The 19,401-nt window shown below is 41.6% G+C and carries 14 protein-coding genes and 3 pseudogenes; 11 read left to right on the forward strand and 6 right to left on the reverse strand.

Going from position 1 to position 19,401, the window contains the following annotated elements:
* The first annotated feature begins 112 nt into the window (after positions 1 to 112).
* On the forward strand, positions 113 to 1,825 hold the full coding sequence (locus F973_RS02510; RefSeq protein WP_004759831.1) for an AAA family ATPase: 1,713 nt from the start codon (positions 113 to 115) through the stop codon (positions 1,823 to 1,825).
* A gap of 78 nt (positions 1,826 to 1,903) precedes the next feature.
* Here F973_RS02510 and thiM read toward each other — a convergent pair whose 3' ends face one another.
* Complete coding sequence (gene thiM / locus F973_RS02515) at positions 1,904 to 2,722, reverse strand: hydroxyethylthiazole kinase (protein ID WP_004759833.1); 819 nt, start codon at positions 2,720 to 2,722, stop codon at positions 1,904 to 1,906.
* Between the two features lie 18 nt (positions 2,723 to 2,740).
* Positions 2,741 to 3,901 carry a hypothetical protein gene (locus F973_RS02520; RefSeq protein ID WP_004759834.1) on the reverse strand — a complete coding sequence of 387 codons (1,161 nt, stop codon included), beginning with the start codon at positions 3,899 to 3,901 and terminating at the stop codon, positions 2,741 to 2,743.
* A gap of 134 nt (positions 3,902 to 4,035) precedes the next feature.
* On the opposite strand from F973_RS02520, the pseudogene F973_RS02525 reads away from it, so the two are divergent.
* From F973_RS02525 to F973_RS02535, 3 genes and pseudogenes are all read left to right on the forward strand, one after another.
* Positions 4,036 to 4,272: pseudogene (locus F973_RS02525) on the forward strand (DUF2147 domain-containing protein); the annotation flags it as partial.
* Positions 4,273 to 4,381: 109 nt separating this feature from the next.
* Positions 4,382 to 4,894 (forward strand): annotated as a pseudogene (locus tag F973_RS14375) (DUF2147 domain-containing protein).
* A 146-nt stretch (positions 4,895 to 5,040) separates the two neighbouring features.
* Entirely contained in the window at positions 5,041 to 5,514 is a 474-nt protein-coding gene (locus F973_RS02535; RefSeq protein ID WP_004759838.1) for a DUF2147 domain-containing protein, read from the forward strand.
* Positions 5,515 to 5,569: 55 nt separating this feature from the next.
* Here F973_RS02535 and F973_RS02540 read toward each other — a convergent pair whose 3' ends face one another.
* Positions 5,570 to 5,827 carry a hypothetical protein gene (locus tag F973_RS02540; RefSeq protein ID WP_004759839.1) on the reverse strand — a complete coding sequence of 86 codons (258 nt, stop codon included), beginning with the start codon at positions 5,825 to 5,827 and terminating at the stop codon, positions 5,570 to 5,572.
* 345 nt (positions 5,828 to 6,172) lie between these two features.
* Here F973_RS02540 and pepN point away from each other — a divergent pair, with 345 nt between their 5' ends.
* From pepN to F973_RS02555, 3 genes and pseudogenes are all read left to right on the forward strand, one after another.
* Positions 6,173 to 8,782, forward strand: coding sequence for an aminopeptidase N (pepN, locus tag F973_RS02545; RefSeq protein WP_004759841.1), 2,610 nt, complete (start codon positions 6,173 to 6,175; stop codon positions 8,780 to 8,782).
* Positions 8,783 to 8,882: 100 nt separating this feature from the next.
* Positions 8,883 to 11,112 (forward strand): annotated as a pseudogene (locus F973_RS15585) (sensor histidine kinase).
* 49 nt (positions 11,113 to 11,161) lie between these two features.
* Entirely contained in the window at positions 11,162 to 11,815 is a 654-nt protein-coding gene (locus tag F973_RS02555; RefSeq protein ID WP_034432134.1) for a response regulator transcription factor, read from the forward strand.
* On the opposite strand, the gene F973_RS02560 is transcribed toward F973_RS02555, so the two are convergent.
* A complete protein-coding gene (locus F973_RS02560; RefSeq protein ID WP_004677877.1) occupies positions 11,807 to 12,415 on the reverse strand; it encodes a Uma2 family endonuclease in 609 nt (202 codons plus the stop codon). The two genes, F973_RS02555 and F973_RS02560, sit on opposite strands and share 9 nt — an antisense overlap.
* Positions 12,416 to 12,618: 203 nt before the next feature.
* Here F973_RS02560 and F973_RS02565 point away from each other — a divergent pair, with 203 nt between their 5' ends.
* The 4 genes from F973_RS02565 (at position 12,619) to F973_RS02580 (ending at position 17,617) form a co-directional block, all read left to right on the forward strand.
* Positions 12,619 to 14,316, forward strand: coding sequence for a hypothetical protein (locus F973_RS02565; RefSeq protein ID WP_004759848.1), 1,698 nt, complete (start codon positions 12,619 to 12,621; stop codon positions 14,314 to 14,316).
* 133 nt (positions 14,317 to 14,449) lie between these two features.
* Positions 14,450 to 15,136, forward strand: a complete 687-nt coding sequence (locus tag F973_RS02570; protein ID WP_004759850.1) for a dienelactone hydrolase family protein — start codon at positions 14,450 to 14,452, stop codon at positions 15,134 to 15,136.
* A 66-nt stretch (positions 15,137 to 15,202) separates the two neighbouring features.
* Entirely contained in the window at positions 15,203 to 15,619 is a 417-nt protein-coding gene (locus tag F973_RS02575; protein WP_004680975.1) for an RDD family protein, read from the forward strand.
* Between the two features lie 165 nt (positions 15,620 to 15,784).
* Positions 15,785 to 17,617, forward strand: a complete 1,833-nt coding sequence (locus tag F973_RS02580; RefSeq protein WP_004759851.1) for a monovalent cation:proton antiporter-2 (CPA2) family protein — start codon at positions 15,785 to 15,787, stop codon at positions 17,615 to 17,617.
* A 45-nt stretch (positions 17,618 to 17,662) separates the two neighbouring features.
* Here the strand turns inward: F973_RS02580 and F973_RS02585 are convergent, their stop codons facing one another.
* Complete coding sequence (locus tag F973_RS02585) at positions 17,663 to 18,613, reverse strand: benzoate/H(+) symporter BenE family transporter (RefSeq protein WP_004759852.1); 951 nt, start codon at positions 18,611 to 18,613, stop codon at positions 17,663 to 17,665.
* 108 nt (positions 18,614 to 18,721) lie between these two features.
* Positions 18,722 to 19,372: a leucine efflux protein LeuE gene (gene leuE / locus F973_RS02590; protein WP_004759853.1), complete on the reverse strand. Its 651-nt coding sequence runs from the start codon at positions 19,370 to 19,372 to the stop codon at positions 18,722 to 18,724.
* Between the last annotated feature and the right edge of the window lie 29 nt (positions 19,373 to 19,401).

Consider the following 19,401-nt stretch of genomic DNA (forward strand, 5'->3'; position numbering starts at 1 on the left):
TCTGGATGTCAATGGCAATCTGAGATATGAGCGGTTTTCCAGATCGGTTTAGGTTTTTATTTTTGAGAAAAAATCGGTAAGCTATGGGTTGCTACTTTTACCTGATGAAATTATGAAACAAGAGACTGCACTGAAATTATTGAAAGCTGGAGAAAATGTTTTTTTAACGGGTTCAGCAGGTGCAGGAAAAACCTATACGCTTAATCAATACATTAATTATCTAAAGGCACGTAAGGTGCCTGTTGCCATTACTGCATCTACAGGGATTGCCGCAACGCACATGAACGGGATGACCATTCATACCTGGGCGGGTATTGGGATTAAAGACCATTTGAGTGATGACGATCTCAAGCGTATGAAAGAGCGTAAATATTTAAAAGAGCATCTGGAAAATGCGCAGGTTCTCATCATTGATGAAATCTCAATGCTGCATGCCAAACAACTGAATCTGGTCAATCAGGTATTAAAATACTTTAAAGAGAGTGATGAGGCATTTGGCGGTATTCAGGTCATTGTCGCTGGCGATTTTTTCCAGTTGCCACCAGTCGGGCGTAATGGTGAAGCCAATCGGGATAAATTCTGCTTTATGTCTGAGGCTTGGGTGGAGGCGAAATTTCGGGTGTGTTATCTCACCGAACAACACCGTCAGGATGATGAAATCCTCAACCAGATTTTAAATGCGATTCGGGCGCAGAGTATTCAGGCCGAACATATTCGAGCGTTACAGCAATCACGCCAGCACGATATTGGTGAAACCTTTACCCGTTTATATACCCATAATATGGATGTCGATAATATCAACTATCAACATCTCAATGAGATTGACAATGAAAGCCATCAGTTTAATGCGGTGCTGGATGGTAATGAAAAGCTGATTGAAACATTGAAATCGTCTGTACGTGCGCCTGAAGAACTGACCCTAAAAAAGCATGCCAAGGTAATGTTTGTGAAAAACAACTTTGACCTTGGCTATATCAATGGCAGCTTGGGAGAAGTGATTAGTTTTGAGGAAGATGATCAGAACGGTATTTTGCCTAAAGTAAAATTGACCGATGGTACAACTTTATTGGTTGAGCCAGAAACTTGGTCGATTGAAAATGAGGCAGGCAAGGTGATTGCTAGTTTTCAGCAGATTCCCTTACGTTTGGCCTGGGCAATCACCATCCATAAAAGTCAGGGCATGACACTGGAAGCCGCAGAAATCAACCTGACCCATACCTTTGAAAAAGGTCAGGGCTATGTGGCCCTGTCGCGGTTAAAGTCCCTGAATGGTTTAAAACTACTGGGTTTTAATGATCAGGCTTTAGAGTTGGATAGTCTGGCCATTAAGGCGGATCGCCGTTTTCAGGAACTTTCTACTGAAGCCGAAGTCAATTTTGAAAACGTTGATTTAACCACACAGCAAAATGCATTTATCCGTCATTGTGGTGGTACGCTAAATCCGACTGAAATTAGCCGTAATGAGAAAAAGCTCAGCAAAGGTGGAAAGCAAAGTTATGCCACCGCGACTCTGGATGAAACCAAGGCGCTGTTTGAAGAGGGTTATGATATTGAAGATATTGCCAGTGAAAGAGGGCTGACTCCTGCAACCATCATCAATCATTTGGCACGTTTGCACAAAGAACAGAATCTGGATATTTCAGTAGCTCATCCTGGCGATGAAGTAGTGGAAGAGGTGCGCAAAATCTATAAGAAATTGCAAAAACGCCAAAATCCTGAACATTTCACTGAAGATGGCTCAATCAAGCTGCGTCCAATTGTAGAGGCAACCAGTCCACGTATGGCTTATGATCAAGTGCGTTTAGCCCTGTTGTTTATTGAATAGGATGAATAAATGCCATACCTGATTCAAGGCAATGATTTAGACATTATTTAATGGCTTTTATTCATGCCAAATAGGGTTTTATTCCAATATTTCTATATCCACATATTGCTGAATCAGATTTTCATCAAGCATGTGCACATAATCCATAAACATGACATTAAAGCTGCCTACGGTTTGTGCCTGATCATAGGCAAGCTTTCCCGCAATTGCGAAATGTGTATGTGAGGCAAGTGCTGCAATGAGTGGAGAACTGACCGCACTATATGCCGCCGTTAATGCTCCCAGGGCACAGCCTGTTGCGGTGATTTTAGGCTGCAAATGACTCCCGCCGTTCACCTTAATCACAGCATCAAGCTGTCTGGAAATGAGGTAGTCCGATTCACCTGAGATTGCAATACATTCAGCATGCTGTAATAGGCTTTTTGCCTGGGCATAGACACCCTGACTATCGAGGGTGCTGTCCACACCTTTTGATTGTACCTGGCTGCCTGCAAGCGTACTGATTTCAGAGGCATTGCCCCGAATAATGGTCGGTTTAAAGTGCAGAAGCTGGTCAACCGTTTCACTCCGCCATTTTAAAACAGCACCATAACCCACTGGATCAAGCACCCACGGCACTTGATGTTGTTGCGCTGTTTGTGCCGAAATCAGCATAGCCTGAGTTTGTTCAGTCGTCGGTGTTCCGATATTGATACTTAAGGCTGAACTGATTTGCGTAAAACTTTCCGCCTCAAATGGGTTGTCAATCATGGCAGGGGACGCGCCAGCCGCCAGCAGAATATTAGCCACATAATTATTGGCAACACTATTGGTCATGCACTGAACCAAAGGTGTTTGTCGCTGTAGTTCATGCCACGCCTGAATAATCTGTTCAATCAGTTGTTGTTTTGATGACATCGCAAATCCTTATAAGCTTTAACGTGTGAAATAGTGGTCTTGATGCTTGCAATGGCGACAGATCAGCGAGACATAATCCTTGGCATCATAATCCACCACCAGATCATTTGAACCACAATACATGCAACGTTTTACAGAATAAAAACTGAGGCGCGGTTCAATTTTACGCCACGATTTCCACACAGGTTGTATGAAAATACGCTCATCATAACCAAGAAACTTAAACAGTAGAATCTCGCTCATTTTACTAAACGGAATATTATGTGGTCTTGGTAAGGTGGAGGTTTCCCAGCGTTCAGTCAAGGCACGTTCCCGATACTGTTCCAGTGTCTTTTTGAGCAGGTTGGTGTTGATAAACTTGTCATTTCGGGGCTGCAATGCCTTTTGTTTGTACAGATATTCCAGTGCGGTCTGGATTAAGTAGTAAATTTGTCCTACCGCAAGGTTTTCCATCAAGCGATAACAGAAGCCCTGAAAATGTCGATTTCCTGCTATCTGGATGCCCCAGGTACGGCAGTAAAACTGCATAAACTGAACAATTTCCTGATATAGAACAAGGTAAAGAGTATCTTTCACTTCATCCGTGGTCTGGAATGGAATACCCAAACTCAGGTTTTCATAAAACCAGTGGCGCAGTTGCTGTGTGATGCTAAAAAGACTTGGGTCAGCATAACCATCCAGACGAACATTTAAGTAATAGTGCTCGGTTTCAATGCCTGAATCCTGCGGTTTTAAAATGCCTGCTTTTAGCAGTTCCTGAACAAGATGGTTCTGAAATAGGTAATTCGGCGTAATTTCGTGATATTTGCAATTTTTCCAATGAATGAGTTCGTCATGTTGGACATCCTCACGCGCATACTGATCCAGTAGGCTGAGCAGGAATAACTTGTTGAGAAAACTGAGCTGATCAAGGCTGTAAATGACTTCATCTTTTACCTTGTTTTTACGCTGTTCCTGCAAGCGCGTTTGTTGGGTCTGTTTTTTGCGTTGTGCTGTACAGGAGGCACAATGACAATTTAGGTTGCTGTCTGACTTAAAAACGCGATGCTGGCAGTGGCTACATTCATGAAATTGCAGTTCATGTGTGTATTGTTCCGCATCAATCCAGTACATGGAAGCATGGCACAGTGGACAGTGGCTACTTTCATCTAACTGTTTTTGTAGAATCTGTAACTCCATTGATGCCTAACCCATATTTATAAAAAAAAGATTATACATGCTGGACCAAGACAATCATGCAAAGTTTGTATCGTTAAAAGTAGTTCAACATGAGACCTGATAGCGAGAACTGTAGCTAAAAATTAATTTTATGACCTTATACCAATAAGCCACGTATGGGACTTGAGGTATTAACTGGATTGGTGGAAGACCCGAAACGCCCCAATAACTACATAGATGGAGACATCCTTGAAAGCAAAACAGCTAAAACCTATAAAGGTAAAGCAGGTCTAAGCCCAGATGGCAAGCGTCTTTTTATGCATGGTTATGTTGGGATTTCTGCTTTAGGTCGTACAGTGGTATGGACTAGGACGGATAGTGCGTCATCCTAGTGGTTTATTTTTAAATATGTGAACCAGTTAAAATTCACTCTCATTTTAGACAGTCAAATATACATTTACCTTGTTGACTGTCTTCAAACATTAGAATAGATATATATAAATGAGATGGACCTGTTTTGCATTATGGAGCGTTTTATGCAAAAAAAACTCACTCATGAATGGAATCATGGGAATTTCTTTGGCAATGCTTTCAACAGATGGTTTTGCTACAACACCTGAAAGGTATTGGAAAAGCATTGACGACCGTACAGGCGAGCAGCTTTCAATTGTCGAAATAAAAAAGAAACCTGATACGACTTATACAGCAACCATTGTTTATCGTTATCCTGTTCTAGGTGGTGGGAATATACTGACCAACTGTGTCAAGTGCCCTGAACCTTTCAAAAATATACCCATTCTGGGTCTCCAGATTGCCTAGGGGTTAAAAGAAGATCCAAAGAACCCAAATCACTATATTGATGGTCGTGTTTTAGAGCCTAAAACAGGAAATATCTATAAAGGTAAGGCGCAACTCAGTGCTGATGGCAAGCGGATGCGTATGCGTGGTTACATGGGGGTGTCTGCATTGGGCCGCACCGTAGTCTGGCTTCGTACAGACAGTGCAAACCCTTAAATACAGGTCTAAATATTAAGTCGTATTTAAGCTGATTTAACTATAAAAAACTTGGTGGTATAGGGTAAGATAAACTTGATTTAATGAATAAAATTTTAATCAAGTCTGATAAGTACGAAGTGTTATTTAAAGTTAACGGAGATAATATGTTAAATCGTGTATTCATGAAAGGATTCTTGGGATTATCAATCACATTTACAAGTCTTATGACTTATGCAGCCTCTATCGAAGGTTACTGGAAAAGTATTGAAGAACGTACAGGTGAACAACTGTCAATTGTTGAAATCCGTAAAGGAAATGATGGTCGTTATCATGGAAAAATTGTTTATCGTTATCCGAACTCGCATGGTATTGCACTGACCAACTGCACCAAATGTCCAGCACCTTATACCAATAAACCCATTCTGGGTTTGGAGATTTTATCTGGATTTAGGGAAGATCCAAATAAGGCAAATGCTTATATTGATGGTCGAGTACTGGAACCTACATCTGGGCGAATTTATAAAGGTAAGGCTGTGGTGACTGGTGAAGGTAAACGCCTGCGCATGCGTGGTTATATGGGGGTGTCTGCATTGGGTCGTACCGTAGTCTGGATTCGTACAGATAGTGCAAACCCTTAATTTTATTTAAAAAAACCTCGAATCTATTGGGATTCGAGGTTTTTTATTGGGTCAACTAAACGGGGCACGGTAGATTTTCGTCTTCCTCACCGATTTTTTTCGCGGCAATCAATGCCTGTACTTTTTTGCTTGGTACTTTTTCTTTTCCAAGCACATCATAGGTATTCACGATATTGGTAACTTGCAGGGCGCTAAGATCAATACCCTCCGCCGATAAGAATACTGAAATCACATGATGATCAACGCCTGCAGCAGCAAGATCATGGATTGCCTTAATATTTTCTAGACGATACAAATGTGCTTTTAATTCCATAACAGTAGCCCTCGCTTGTTATTTTATATACCTACATTGGCATATATCATTAAGCAATAACCATGCACAAAATGTAAAAGTCTGGAAAAAAATGTAAATTGAGCGATGAAATGCAATTGCTTCTGTGGTTTTTATTTAAGAATAGAAACCTATGTTGTAATTTTGTCTAAACTATCAGCCTATTGACTCAATTTGATTTGAAAATGACAGAGTTTAGCTCAATAAAATTGTTAAAACTCATACGGGGTCTTAAAGACAGGCGGTATCAGTTGGCGTATGATCAAGTCATTACGAGTCTTGCCAACAAGACCATCAAAAAGACATGACCAAAGACAAGGAATACTGATGAACATTGCGGCACAACCTCCTGTACAGGCAGATCAAACCATTTATTTAAAAGATTATCAAAAACCCGCTTTTCTGGTTGAGTCGATTCATTTGGACATTCAGGTCTATGATGATCACACCATTGTTGATTCAACATTGGTCATGAAACGTCAGGCAGCGGGTGAGCTGGTATTGTTGGGTCGTGATCTGGAGTTACAATCCATTCAAATGAATGGACAGTTGTTGAATGCCGATCAATATCAGCTGGACAGTGAGCAGTTGGTGATCACCGATGCACCAGATCAGGTCATTGTGCAAACCAAAGTGATTATTCATCCTGAATCAAATACCCAGCTTGAGGGGTTGTATAAGGCGGGTGGCTTATTTGTCACCCAGAATGAGCCTGAGGGCTTCCGTAAAATTACATTCTATCCAGACCGTCCAGATGTGTTGGCAGAATTTACCACCCGTGTTGAAGCTGACAAAAAATATCCAGTATTACTTGCAAATGGTAACTTATTGGAAACAGGTGAAGTGGGAGAGGACCGCCATTTTGCCATCTGGCAAGACCCGACCAAGAAGCCAAGCTATTTATTTGCCTGTGTGATTGGTGATTTAGCGGTACTGAAAGATCGCTATACCACGTCTGAGGGACGTGATGTTGCTCTGGAAATTTATGCGATTGAAAAAGATATTCCAAAATGCCATATCGCGATGGAAGCACTAAAGCATTCAATGCGCTGGGACGAAGAACACTATGGTCGCCCGTATGATCTCGATAACTACATGATTGTGGCAGTGAGCCAGTTCAATATGGGTGCAATGGAAAATAAAGGTTTAAATATCTTTAATACGTCTTGTGTGCTTGCTGATGAGGAATACACCACTGATGCAGCCATTATGCGAGTGCAGTCGGTGATTGCCCATGAATATTTTCATAACTGGACAGGCAACCGTATTACCTGCCGTGACTGGTTCCAGTTGTGTCTAAAGGAAGGTTTGACAGTTTTCCGTGACCAGTCTTTCTCTGAGGATTTACAGTCTGCGGCAGTCCAACGTATTGATGATGTAGCGGTGTTGAAGTCACATCAATTTCCTGAAGATGCAGGTCCATTATCACATCCGCCACGCCCAGATCATTTTGTTGAAATCAATAATTTCTATACTGCAACGGTTTATGAAAAAGGTGCAGAAATTAACCGCATGATGGCGACTTTATTGGGTAAAGAAAAATACCGTAAAGGAACGGACGAATATTTTCGTCGTCATGATGGTCAGGCAGTGACGGTGGAAGACTGGGTTGCTGCATTAAGCGCAGGGTCAGGTGTTGATCTCTCTAACTTTCTCACTTGGTATAACCAACCTGGTACACCAAAGCTAGAAGTTAAAGGTGAATATGATGCCGCTACACAGACCTATCGTTTAAGCTTCAAACAAAGCCTAAAAGCACATCCTAAATATCCAAATTTAAAAGCAGTGCCAATTCCTGTGGCCTTGGCTTTATTTAATGCCAATACAGGTGAGCAATATACTTTGCATAGCCCTGATCTGTTTGTGGATGATGTTAAAGATGGGGTGTATTTATTTGATCAGGATGAGGCGAGTATTGAATTTACAGGTGTGACTCAACAACCTGTTGCATCGTTATTGCGTAATTTCTCTGCACCTGTCAATCTGGTGTTTGACTATTCAGATGAAGATCTTGCTTTCCTGATTCAGCATGAAACCAACGGTTTTAACCAATGGCAAGCCACACAAACCTTGCTGGAACGTATTCTTTTAGAAGAGCATAAGGTCGATGCCTATATTCAGGCGATTAAAAATACCTTGCCTGAATTGGTCAATAAAGATCCTTTGCTTGCCTCACGCTTGTTTGATGTGCCAAGCGAAAACTACTTGGGCAGCCGTATTGATCAGGATTATGAACCTGAGCTTATTCGTGAGAAACGTGAAGCAGTACTGGATCGGTTGGCTCGTGAGTTGGGTTCATTCTGGAAAGACAGCTATCTATCTTTAGACCCAGAGATGCAAAAAGAGTTTTCTTTGGCGATGGGTGTGCGGGCGCTTAAAAATATCATGCTAAATATGCTGGCACGTCAGGGCGATGAGTCGGTATTTGATTTGGCTTATGCGCAATATCAAAACACGGGCAATATGTCTGAACGTTTGGGGGCATTGCGTGTGCTGGTCTGCAATGATGCACCACAGGCTCAAGATGCTTTGGATGACTTCTATAATCGTTTTAAAGATGAAGCCTTGTCGCTGGATCAGTGGTTTAGCATTCAAGCATCCAATCCGAATGCGACTGAAGAAACCATCAAATATTTGACCCAGCATGTAGATTATGATTTGGGAACACCGAATCGTATCCGTGCAGTGAGTGGTGGGCTTGCTGCAAATCCAGTGAATACGTGGAGCTTTGGTGTCGATCATTTTATTGAGCTTGGCGCTTATTTGGATGAGAAAAACCCAATTTTAGGTTCCCGTTTATTACAGGTACTTTCTCGCTGGTACACTTTGGCTGAGCCACAACGCAGTCAGGTACAGCAGGCATTGAAGGCGTTGCAACCGAAAGTGAAATCTAAGAATGTATCTGAAACCTTGAGCAGTATGCTAAACATTGAATAACACATTATTTTCGTCAGAAAGGATGCTGTCACAGCATCCTTTTTTATATGTTCTGGATTATCATTAGCTCACAGAAAGGATACTCATATTGTGGTGATACATGGCTTTGCGTCGCAAAACACCAGCGGATCGGTTGTTTTATGCCATTTTAGGATTGTCGTTGGCCCTTATTGCGGTCATCTATTGTGCGGTAAATCAGCCCAGTAGCCATTTACGCTTTGAAGTTAAAGAACGCCAGAAAATTTCGGTATTTGATGGGCAGCGATTGATATTACAGAATGTGGATTCAGTTGCGATTTCATCAGCAGGTGGGGAGAACCGAATACTACTCAATGCAAATGACTTTACTGAAGACCCGCATTTTGTTGCGACTTATCCTGAGATGCAGCAATTTTTTATCAAGCAGAGCCAAGTTCATCAACTGATGAGCCAGCATCAGCACATATTTTTGCAGTCAGGCGATCATTCAAGCTCAACGCCATATCCTGTCAATATTCAGCCTAAACGAAAGCTTCGGGATTTACCTTTTGAGTTCTGGTTTCAGCTTGCTGTCAGTTCGATTGGGTTTTTACTGGGCTGCTGGATTTGGGTATTGCGTCCCAATGAAATCGCCCCGCGTGTTTTTGCCTTACTCAATGCGGCCTATCCAGTATTCGCCTTTTCCGCAGCCATCTATAGCACCCGTGATCTGGCTTTAAATGCCGAATTATTTCGGGTACTGGTCGCAATCAATACGGGTGGTGCATTGCTATATGGCTGTGCATTAATCAGTCTATTCCTGGTGTACCCAAAGCAGTTGATCCGAACCCAATGGTTGTGGGCAATACCGATATTTTTCTCTGGTTGGTGGTTGCTCGATAACTTATTTCTATTACCTGAACCAAGCATGGGGGGAGACTTACCCGTTACCTTACAAATGCTGAGCGCAATTTTATGTATAGTCAAACTACTTTATTATTCATACAGGATTCGAAAAAAACTCGAAATAACTCATCGACTGAGTTGTATTAGTTTTATAATGATTTGACTATATGGTTTGGCAATGGCGGGCAAACCGACATGATCCACGGGCAAAAGTGGCATTGCGCTGGTTTGCCTTATGGATTCTGGTTAGTAGCGGCGCATTTGTATTTTTGGTTCAGAGTACCCAGCTACTTGATATTCAGCTGAATATGTCACAAGCCTATTCGTTCGGTTTCTTCCTGTTTGTGACCATTGGTATTGCGATTGGCTTAAAACGCTATCAGTTATTTAGTCTGGACCGTTGGGCATTCGGAATTCTGTACTGGCTGGCAGGAGCGATTTTACTGGTGTTGCTGGATGCCTTTCTGGTGATGATGTTAAGCCCACTTATGTCACTCAGTCTGGCTATCCTGATCTGTGGTCTGATTTGGCTGCCTGTCCGTGGCTGGCTACAGGCACGGCTGTTACAACGTAAAAAATTATCCGACAGCGAACTGTTTGAGCGAATCTTGCAGGTCAGCTTTGCGGTGAATGAGCAGGAACGCCAGTTACAGTGGAAAGCCTTGTTGAATGACCTGTTTCAGCCATTAAACCTTGAAATAAGTGAACACGAAAATAATAGCCAAATTGAAGATAATGGACTGGTGATGTATACCCCACAGGTGGCAGGACTGGCAGCGATGCGTCTCAGCTATCCGCAGCAAGGCCGCCGTTTGTTTAATGCCTATGACCAACAGTTGATTCAGAATTTATTGCCATTTTTAGCTCAGGCAGTCGAGAGTCGGGTTGCCTATGACAATGGTGTGCGCGAGGAAAGACACCGTATAGCCCGAGATTTGCACGATGATCTGGGGGCAAAACTATTATCAGGCCTCTACCAGAACGATGTGGATCAAGCCAAGCAGGCCATTCGTCAGGCGATTGCCGAAATGCGTACCATCGTCAATGGTCTGTTGGGTACGGGTGTTGAGTTAAATGTGGTTTTGCAGGAGTTTGAGCATGAGGTTGTGACCCGCCTGCAAAGTTGTGGGATAGAACTGAATTGGCAACAAAATCTTGGAGATGTACCCATCACCTTAAGTTATGCACAATACAGGCATTATATTTCTATGCTTCGGGAAATCATTAGTAATATAATGAAGTATGCCAATGCCCAGAGTGTAATCATTGAGATTAGCCTGCTTGATTCACAACTGGTTTCTGTCATTTGTGATGATGGTAATGGTTTTGATGGTGAAACTAATCAGTCTGAGGGGAATGGGCTTAAAAACCTGAGGGAACGTGCAACTGAACTTTCAGCAACCTTGCATTTCCAAAGTCTGCCAGAGGCAAAAGGTTCAAGGGTTGAGTTGATCTTCCCATTATAGCGACTTTGGCAAAAAGCAATGGATGGTCAATATATAAATGGGTATAAACATGATTCGAACGGCATTGATTTTAGAAGATATACAGGAAGTCAATGCATGGATCAAACAGATGTTGCTTGAAACCTTTTCAGGTATTCGTATCCAGCAGGTTTATAGTGTAAAGGAAGCAAAACAGTCATTATTGTCACAACATTATGATCTGGCCTTGATTGATCTTTCCTTGCCTGATGGAAAGGGAACAGAGGTGATTGACTGGCTGGCACAACATTCTGCCAATACCCTGAGTGTGGTGGTAACAATTTTTGAAGATGACCAATATCTGTTTGAGGCCATTTGTCATGGTGCAAAAGGGTACTTGCTGAAAGACCTTGAACCCACTATATTTCAGCAGCATTTGAAAAACCTGATTGCTGGAATCCATGCCTTTTCCCCAAGCATGACGCAGAAACTACTCAATTATGTCAAAACACATGAACAGCTTAACCAGCAAAAGCAACAGGCCATACAGTCGCTGACTTTAACCAATCGGGAAAAACAGGTGCTTGTTTATATTGCCAAGGGGCATCAGGTGGCTGAAATCGCCTACGAATTAAAATTATCTGGCCATACCATAAATGGCTATATCAAGACAATTTATCAGAAATTGCATATCTCCTCCCGTGCTGAAGCGGCACTGCTGGCACAGCAATATGGTTTAATTTGAGAGGTTTTGTTCTGCTAGGGCTTTCTTCTCTAGCCATGTCACGACATCTTCATTTTTGACACGGTCATAAATATCTTCAACTGAAATGCTTAAACCAATTGAGTTCAGTGTAATGTGATCTCCCAAATAGTAGAAATGAGATTGCCAGTTTTGACTACGACATACTACTTCAATCTCGGCAATACCCTGTTCAATCAGGATATATTCCTGTAGGGTCGGAATCTGTAGATACTTTTCACGTTTGATCACACGGTCAATCTGGCGCGTGGATTTAGACAATACCTCAACAATAATGGTCGGTGTTTCTGTAAAAACACTGTCATCTGCTAAATCTGAACAATCAACCAGTACATCAGGATAGAAATAACAGCTATCTACTTTAACTTTCATATCTCCGCTATAAGGCTGGCAGGTTTTTCCCTTTAAGTGTTGGTGTAATGCAGAGGAAATGTTGAGGGTAATTCTGTTATGCGCCGCTTTTGCCCCAGCCATTGCATAGACTTCGCCATGAATATATTCATGTTTAATATCAGTTAGCAATTCGCCATCAAGATAATCCTGTTCACTGACTGAAAGTGGGTAGGCATGATGAGGTGACATGGCAATAACTCATAATGATATAAATACAGCCTATACCTTAGCGTGTATGAAGAAGTATCACAACTCATTGAATATTCATATTGTAAGCAAGTTTTTGAAGTCAAAATAGATTTTAGGCTATCCCCCCTGAACTGGGGATACGCAGAAAACCCTAAAAGCGTTACTGTCATCACGAAAGGAATGAAATAACGAATGGGGTTCGTATGTTAAAAAAAAGTTTATTGAGTGCTTGTATTGCTGCCAGTGTTTTACTTACAGCATGTCATGATGACGATGATCAGCACAGTAATACATCACCAACACCGACCACAACCTACAGTAATTTAGCTGGAACAGCAGCTGTTGGGGCAGCGATTAAAAATGCCAGTGTCACAGCGAGTTGTAAAGATGGCACTGGGTTTAAAAATGAGGTTAAAACCAATGAACACGGGGAATGGTCAGGCCAGGTGGATAGCACTAAACTACCTTGTGCATTGGAAGTGAAAGCATCAGATACCCAAACCTTGCATGGTTATGCTACAAAAGCGGGTAATGTCAATATCACGCCATTTACTGATCTTGCTCTGGCTTTAGCAAGCTCACAAACGCCAAGTGACTGGTTTAAAACCTATCAACCAATTTTAGAAACCACACTGAAAACTGCGGTAGAAAATTTAACCAAGCAACTCAAAGCAGATGGTTATGTATTACCAGAAAACTTTGACCTATTAACAACTAAATTTGCAATTGATGATGCATTTGATAAGGCTCTGGATGCTTTTGCGGCATCATTGGCTGCCAATCAAGCAACAATTAAAGACTACGCTGCCCTGATTGAGAAAGTAAAAGCAGGAGATGTGGCAGCAGTTCCTGATTTCGTTCCTGTAACTCCTGCCCCAGTAACAGAAACCTGTGCCAGCAAGAAACTACCTGTAGGCAAACTCAGTGATTTGACGAGCTATAGCGGTGATTACAGTGATAAAGGTACAGTGGTCTTGAATCTGGATGCAGCGACAGGAAAAGTTATTGCAAAAGGCACAACTGCAACCATTGCAGAAGTTTGCGGTGCAAACGTTCAGCAAAATGGGACAAATTATTATGTGATTACGGATAAGGGGTATGTGACACTATTTAAAGACAATGCAGGTATATATTCTGCGGAAAGTGGAAATTTTACAGGTTTTTATGGTGTAAAGACCACAGCCTCTCCACAACTTTGTGAATCAAATGGTGCGGATGATAAGCTTGGCTTTAAGAATGCCCCGCATGATTTCTGTAGCTTTAGTAAGGTGAGTTCGGTTGCAATTACATCACCTGATATTTATACATTTTTTAATGCTGATAAAAAAGAAAATGTAAAAATCACGGTTGAAAATACAGTCGTAAAAACTGTTCAGGTTGAAAATAATCAATATGCGTGGGCATGTGGTGTGGGAACAAATCCTGCCTGTAATGGTGTAACCGTAAAAGATGGACAGATCAATTCCAAACCTGCAAAAAGCTTCTATTTTAATAATACTGTATTAAAAGCAGTCAGTGGGACAACGCAAGATCTAACAGTTAAAAATAATAGTCTGTTGATGCATTTAGATAACAGTCAGTCGACGACTCCAACACCAACGATTAAAACCTGTGCCAGCCAAAAATTACCTGTAGGCAAACTCAGTGATTTGACGAGCTATAGCGGTGATTACAGTGATAAAGGTACAGTGGTCTTGAATCTGAATGCAGCGACAGGAAAAGTTATTGCAAAAGGCACAACTGCAACCATTGCAGAAGTTTGCGGTGCAAACGTTCTGCAAAATGGGACAAATTATTATGTGATTACGGATAAGGGGTATGTGACACTATTTAAAGACAATGCAGGTAAATATTCTGCGGAAAGTGGAAATTTTACAGGTTTTTATGGTGAAAAGCCATAGCCTCTAATGGTATACTGAAATTTTAAAAATTCACTCTAATCTTAGCTGGGGCATCTATTGATGCCCTTTTTTATTTGACAATATTAATTGTCAAAAATAATATAAAAGCGATTTAAAAGAATGGATAGCTGAAATGGAAATAAAAACAATTACATTACCGACACGTAAAATCGAAGTTGAAGTGTATGCACCTGCACAGACGTCAGAAAAAGTCCCTGCAATCCTATTGCTGCATGAGTTGTTTGGCATACTGGATGTGTATCGGGAAGATGCCCAAGACTTGGCTGATCGGGGCTATTTGGTTTATGTGCCTAATTTATTTAGTGGTGGTGCAGTCAAGTATTGTATTCGTGCCATGGTGAGTAAGGCAGGACGTATTAATGCAGCCGACAGTGAAGTTAATCAGGAAATTCATGTTTTACTCGATGCATTAAAGGCAGACCCAAGATCGAATGGTCGGTTAGGCATGTTAGGGCAGTGTTTAACAGGGGGTTATGTGATTCAGATGGCCAAGCGTGAGGATATGCTGGCACCTGTGGTTTATCATCATTCTCTGGGGATTCAAGGGGTGGGTGTTCCAAGCAAAGAGTCTTTAGATGAAGTGCGTATTTTACAAGGGCATTGGGCTACGGTTGATCCATTCTGTCCAGCAACCAAGCGCAACAAATTGATTCAGAAACTGGGTGATCGGGTTGAAGCCTATACCTATAACATGCCGCATGGTTTCCGCAGTGTCAGTCGTGGCCTCCCTGAAGCAAAGGTGGTTTGGCAACGCACAGTTGAATTTTTTGATCGTGAATTAAACCAAAATATTGTATAAATGATATGCTTAGGCACATATCATATATAAATATTGATTCTTATAGAAATAAAATGAGAGGGGAAAATGTCACATACATACGAATATGCAGGTTTTTGGATACGTCTATTAGCTTCAATTATTGACTCGATTATCCTGATCGTTGCTTTAATTCCGATTATGATGATTATCGCACCAAATGCTGCAAGTGGTTTTACAGGCTGGACATGGTCGGATTGGCTTGGTCAAATTATTGGTGCAGTTTTTTATATTGTATGTTGGGTAAAATTTGCAGGAACACCTGGAAAACGGTTGTTACGTTTAAAGGTACTGGATGAAAAAACAGGTGAAAACCTGACGGTTGGGCAAGCCATTCTTCGTTATATCGGTTATTTCCCATCTACGCTGGTTTTCTTTCTGGGTTTTATCTGGATTGCATTCGATAGCAAAAAACAAGGTTGGCATGACAAAATCGCAAAAAGCGTAGTTGTGCGTGAGCTATAACTTTAGATTCTCAAGATGAACACAAAAAAGTCGTCATGGTTGACGGTTTTTTTGTTTCTATCCGCATGAAAATAAATGAATTGAGAGGTTATGTCTCATAAATGATATATCAGTCTTTTAAGCTTTCACATAGAATAAAATCGCATTGATAAAAATGAGAACAACATGAGTTCAGAGGCACATTCAATTAGCTTAATTGCACCCGTGGTTTTATTGGCCGCGGCTGTGATTGCAGTCCCTATTTTTAAACGAATAGGTTTGGGTTCGGTACTGGGTTACTTAATTGCAGGCTTGATCATTGGACCATTTGGCTTTGCATTTTTCCACGACTCCACATCAATTTTACATATTGCAGAATTAGGGGTTGTCATGTACCTGTTTGTGATTGGTCTGGAAATGCAGCCTTCACATTTATGGGGACTCAGACGTGAAATCTTTGGCCTGGGGACATTGCAGATTGTAGCCTGTGCGACCGCATTAACAGGTGTCGGGCTATTATTTGGCTTCACATGGCAGGTGGCTTTTATTGGGGCGGCTGGTTTTGTACTCACGTCTACCGCAATCGTGATGCAACTTTTAGGTGATCGTGGTGATATAGCACAGCCACAAGGTCAAAAGATTGTCGCAATTTTATTGTTTGAAGACTTATTGATTGTTCCTTTACTTGCAATTGTTGCTTTCATGGCACCGAATCATGTGGTTGAAAGTACCTCAGCGCGTTTAGAAAATATTGGTATTGGTTTAATCGCAATTGCAGGTTTAATCGCCGCAGGTTATTGGTTACTCAATCCTTTATTTAGATTACTTGCCGCTGCAAAAGCACGAGAAGTCATGACCGCAGCAGCGCTGCTGGTTGTGCTGGGTGCTGCATTGCTGATGCAAGTCAGTGGTTTGTCTATGGCGATGGGTGCTTTTCTTGCAGGTGTGTTGTTATCTGAATCAACATTCAGGCATCAAATCCAGGCGGATATTGAACCATTCCGAAGGCTGTTACTGGGCCTGTTTTTCCTCGGTGTCGGGATGTCGCTTGACTTGTCCGTGGTTGCCCAAAACTGGCAGCTTATTCTAAGTGGTGTGTTGGCGATGATGTTTGCCAAGGCACTGATGATCTATATCGTTGCCCGCATTACCAAAAGTTCACATACCGAAGCACTGGATCGTGCATTGCTGATGGCCCAGGGTGGTGAATTTGCCTTTGTTCTGTTTTCTACTGCTGTCTCCGCTCAAGTCATTGATAATACCGTTAAGTCGAATCTAACAGCAATTATTGTACTGTCTATGGTATTGACTCCAATCTTAGGCATTGTGTTTAAACGTTTTACCGAAACCAAAGATCAGATCAATTTAGACAATGTCAATATTGCTGAAGGCTTGAGTGGCAGTGTGCTAATGATTGGTTTTGGTCGTTTTGGGCAGGTGACCAGTCAATTATTACTGGCAAGAGGCGTTGATGTCACCATTATTGATAATGACATTGACATGATTCAAAACGCGGAAAAATTCGGTTTTAAAATCTATTATGGTGACGGTTGTCGTTTATATATTTTGCATGCTTCAGGAGCCGCCACAGCTCAGGCTATCGTAGTGTGTGTCGATAGTAAAGAAACCACCAATCGAATTGTGGAGCTGGTGACGCACGAATTTCCACTGGCCAAGCTGCTGGTACGTTCTTATGACCGTGAACACTCACTTTATTTAGTCAAGCAAAAAGTGGATTATATGATTCGTGAAACCTTTGAATCAGCAATTAAGTTTGGCGGCGTGATTTTGCAAGAACTGGGTGTCGATGAAGATGAGGTTCAGCGCATTGCCGATGAAATTCGTGAGCGTGATAATGAGCGTTTTGAAACAGAAATCGCTGCGGATGACGTTTATGCAGGTGTGGGTCTGCAATATACCAATGCCCATCCTCGTCCAACTGCACCATTAATTCGACCTAAACAGGCTGGACGGATTTTAAACGATGAAGAGGCGCAGAAAGAGTTAGAGGAAAAATAACTGTTAACCAATTCATTTCTTAAATAAGCCTTAGGATACTAAGGCTTATTTTTTTAGTTTCAACCTGAATAGGATCAAAACAAAAATACCTAAGATCAATCCCCAAAAAGCGGAACCAATCCCCCAGAACTGCACACCAGAAGCGCTACATAAAAAAGTCAGCAAGGCGGCTTCACGTTCTTCGACATTGGCAAAAGCAAGTGCAACGTTATGGCTAATGGTTGCAAACAGGGTAACTCCAGTCCAGCCGACCAGTTGATTGACATGCGGTTGATAGCCATAACTTTTGATCATGGCAATCCCAGGCAAGTTCTGTGAGATCATATTAATCACAAACAATGGTAAAGCCAGACCGAGTAAGGCAGACCATGAAAATGCAGGTTGCATCCAGACAGGTTGTGCCAAAGACCATGTGATGGAATGCAATTGAAACTCGATAAAGAATGGGCAAATGATTGCCCCTAAAATTACGGTGAGGACGATGCTGTAACGCGGAAACAGTCTTTTTGAGACCAGATAAATCAGCAGCATACTCAGGATAAAACCCAGATAAGTTTGCATACTGCTAAAAATCTGTATGCCAAATTTTAATAAAATTCCTGCAAGCATCGCACACGTGAGGCTTTGCGGAATATGCGCCATTAACTTTTGGAAAATACCTGAAAATCCAACGATTGCGATTGCGACGCCACACATTAAGAAAGCACCAATTGCTTCATACAAATCATAATGGCCTGTAGAAGCGATAATCAACGCAATCCCAGGGGTCGACCATGCTGTTGCAACGGGATATTTATATTTCCATGACAGGATTAAGCCTGATAGACCAATTGCCAAACCCAGTGCCCAAAACCATGAGCTGATTTGTGCAGTATTTGCCCCTAAAGATTGTGCGCCTTGAATCACCAAGACCGCAGAAACGCTAATCCCGATTAAAAAGGTGATAAAACCAGCAAATACCGCAGGAATGGAAAAATCTTGAATAAGGCGTTGCATCAATGCATCTATAGTTGATTAAAATTTGTTGAAAAGTATATCGTTAATATTCGCTAAATCGTAGTTCTAAAATGATTGAATAAATTGATCATTTGATCAAAAGTAGCATTAAGCCAGCGTTGAGGTTGCGAGTTTAACACCAAAACCAAAAAACAGGATGCCAACCAGACAAATACCACTTGCTGCCAGTTTAAGGTTATGTTTAAAAAAAGCTGCCAATTTAATACCAGAAAAGATCAAGGCGGTTAAATAACTAAAACTGATCAATTGCAGAATAATCGCCAGAATTAAAAAACTTAATGCAGGATAGGCATAGTCTGGTTTGACGAACTGCACAAAGAAAGACAGAAAAAATAGGATGGCTTTGGGATTAAGCAGGCTGATACTCAATGCTGTACGGTAAGGATGAACTTGATCTAATTGAGGTAAATCAGGCAGTTCAGCGTGCTGTTGTGGTGTGTTCCATGTTTGATAAGCGCCCTGTAATAATTTAAAACCTAAATAGGCTAAGTAGGCACCCCCGATTATTTTTAAAATCACAAATAAAATTGGAAAAGCTTGTAACAGGGATGCTGCTCCAAAAATAGTCAGCAGGATTAAAATAGAATCGCCTGTTAATACGCCCAATGCACCCCAAAAACCTGTTTGGATCCCATAACGTGAGGCAACCGACATGACATATAGCGAGTTGGGGCCAGGTAATAAGATAATCAACACTGTACCAATAATGTAAGCGGTTAAATCTGTGATACCAAACACAATCAACTCATTAAAAAACCGATTCTTGC

Origin of the sequence: Acinetobacter sp. CIP 102129 (genome assembly GCF_000368305.1) — a bacterium.
Lineage (GTDB): Bacteria > Pseudomonadota > Gammaproteobacteria > Pseudomonadales > Moraxellaceae > Acinetobacter > Acinetobacter parvus.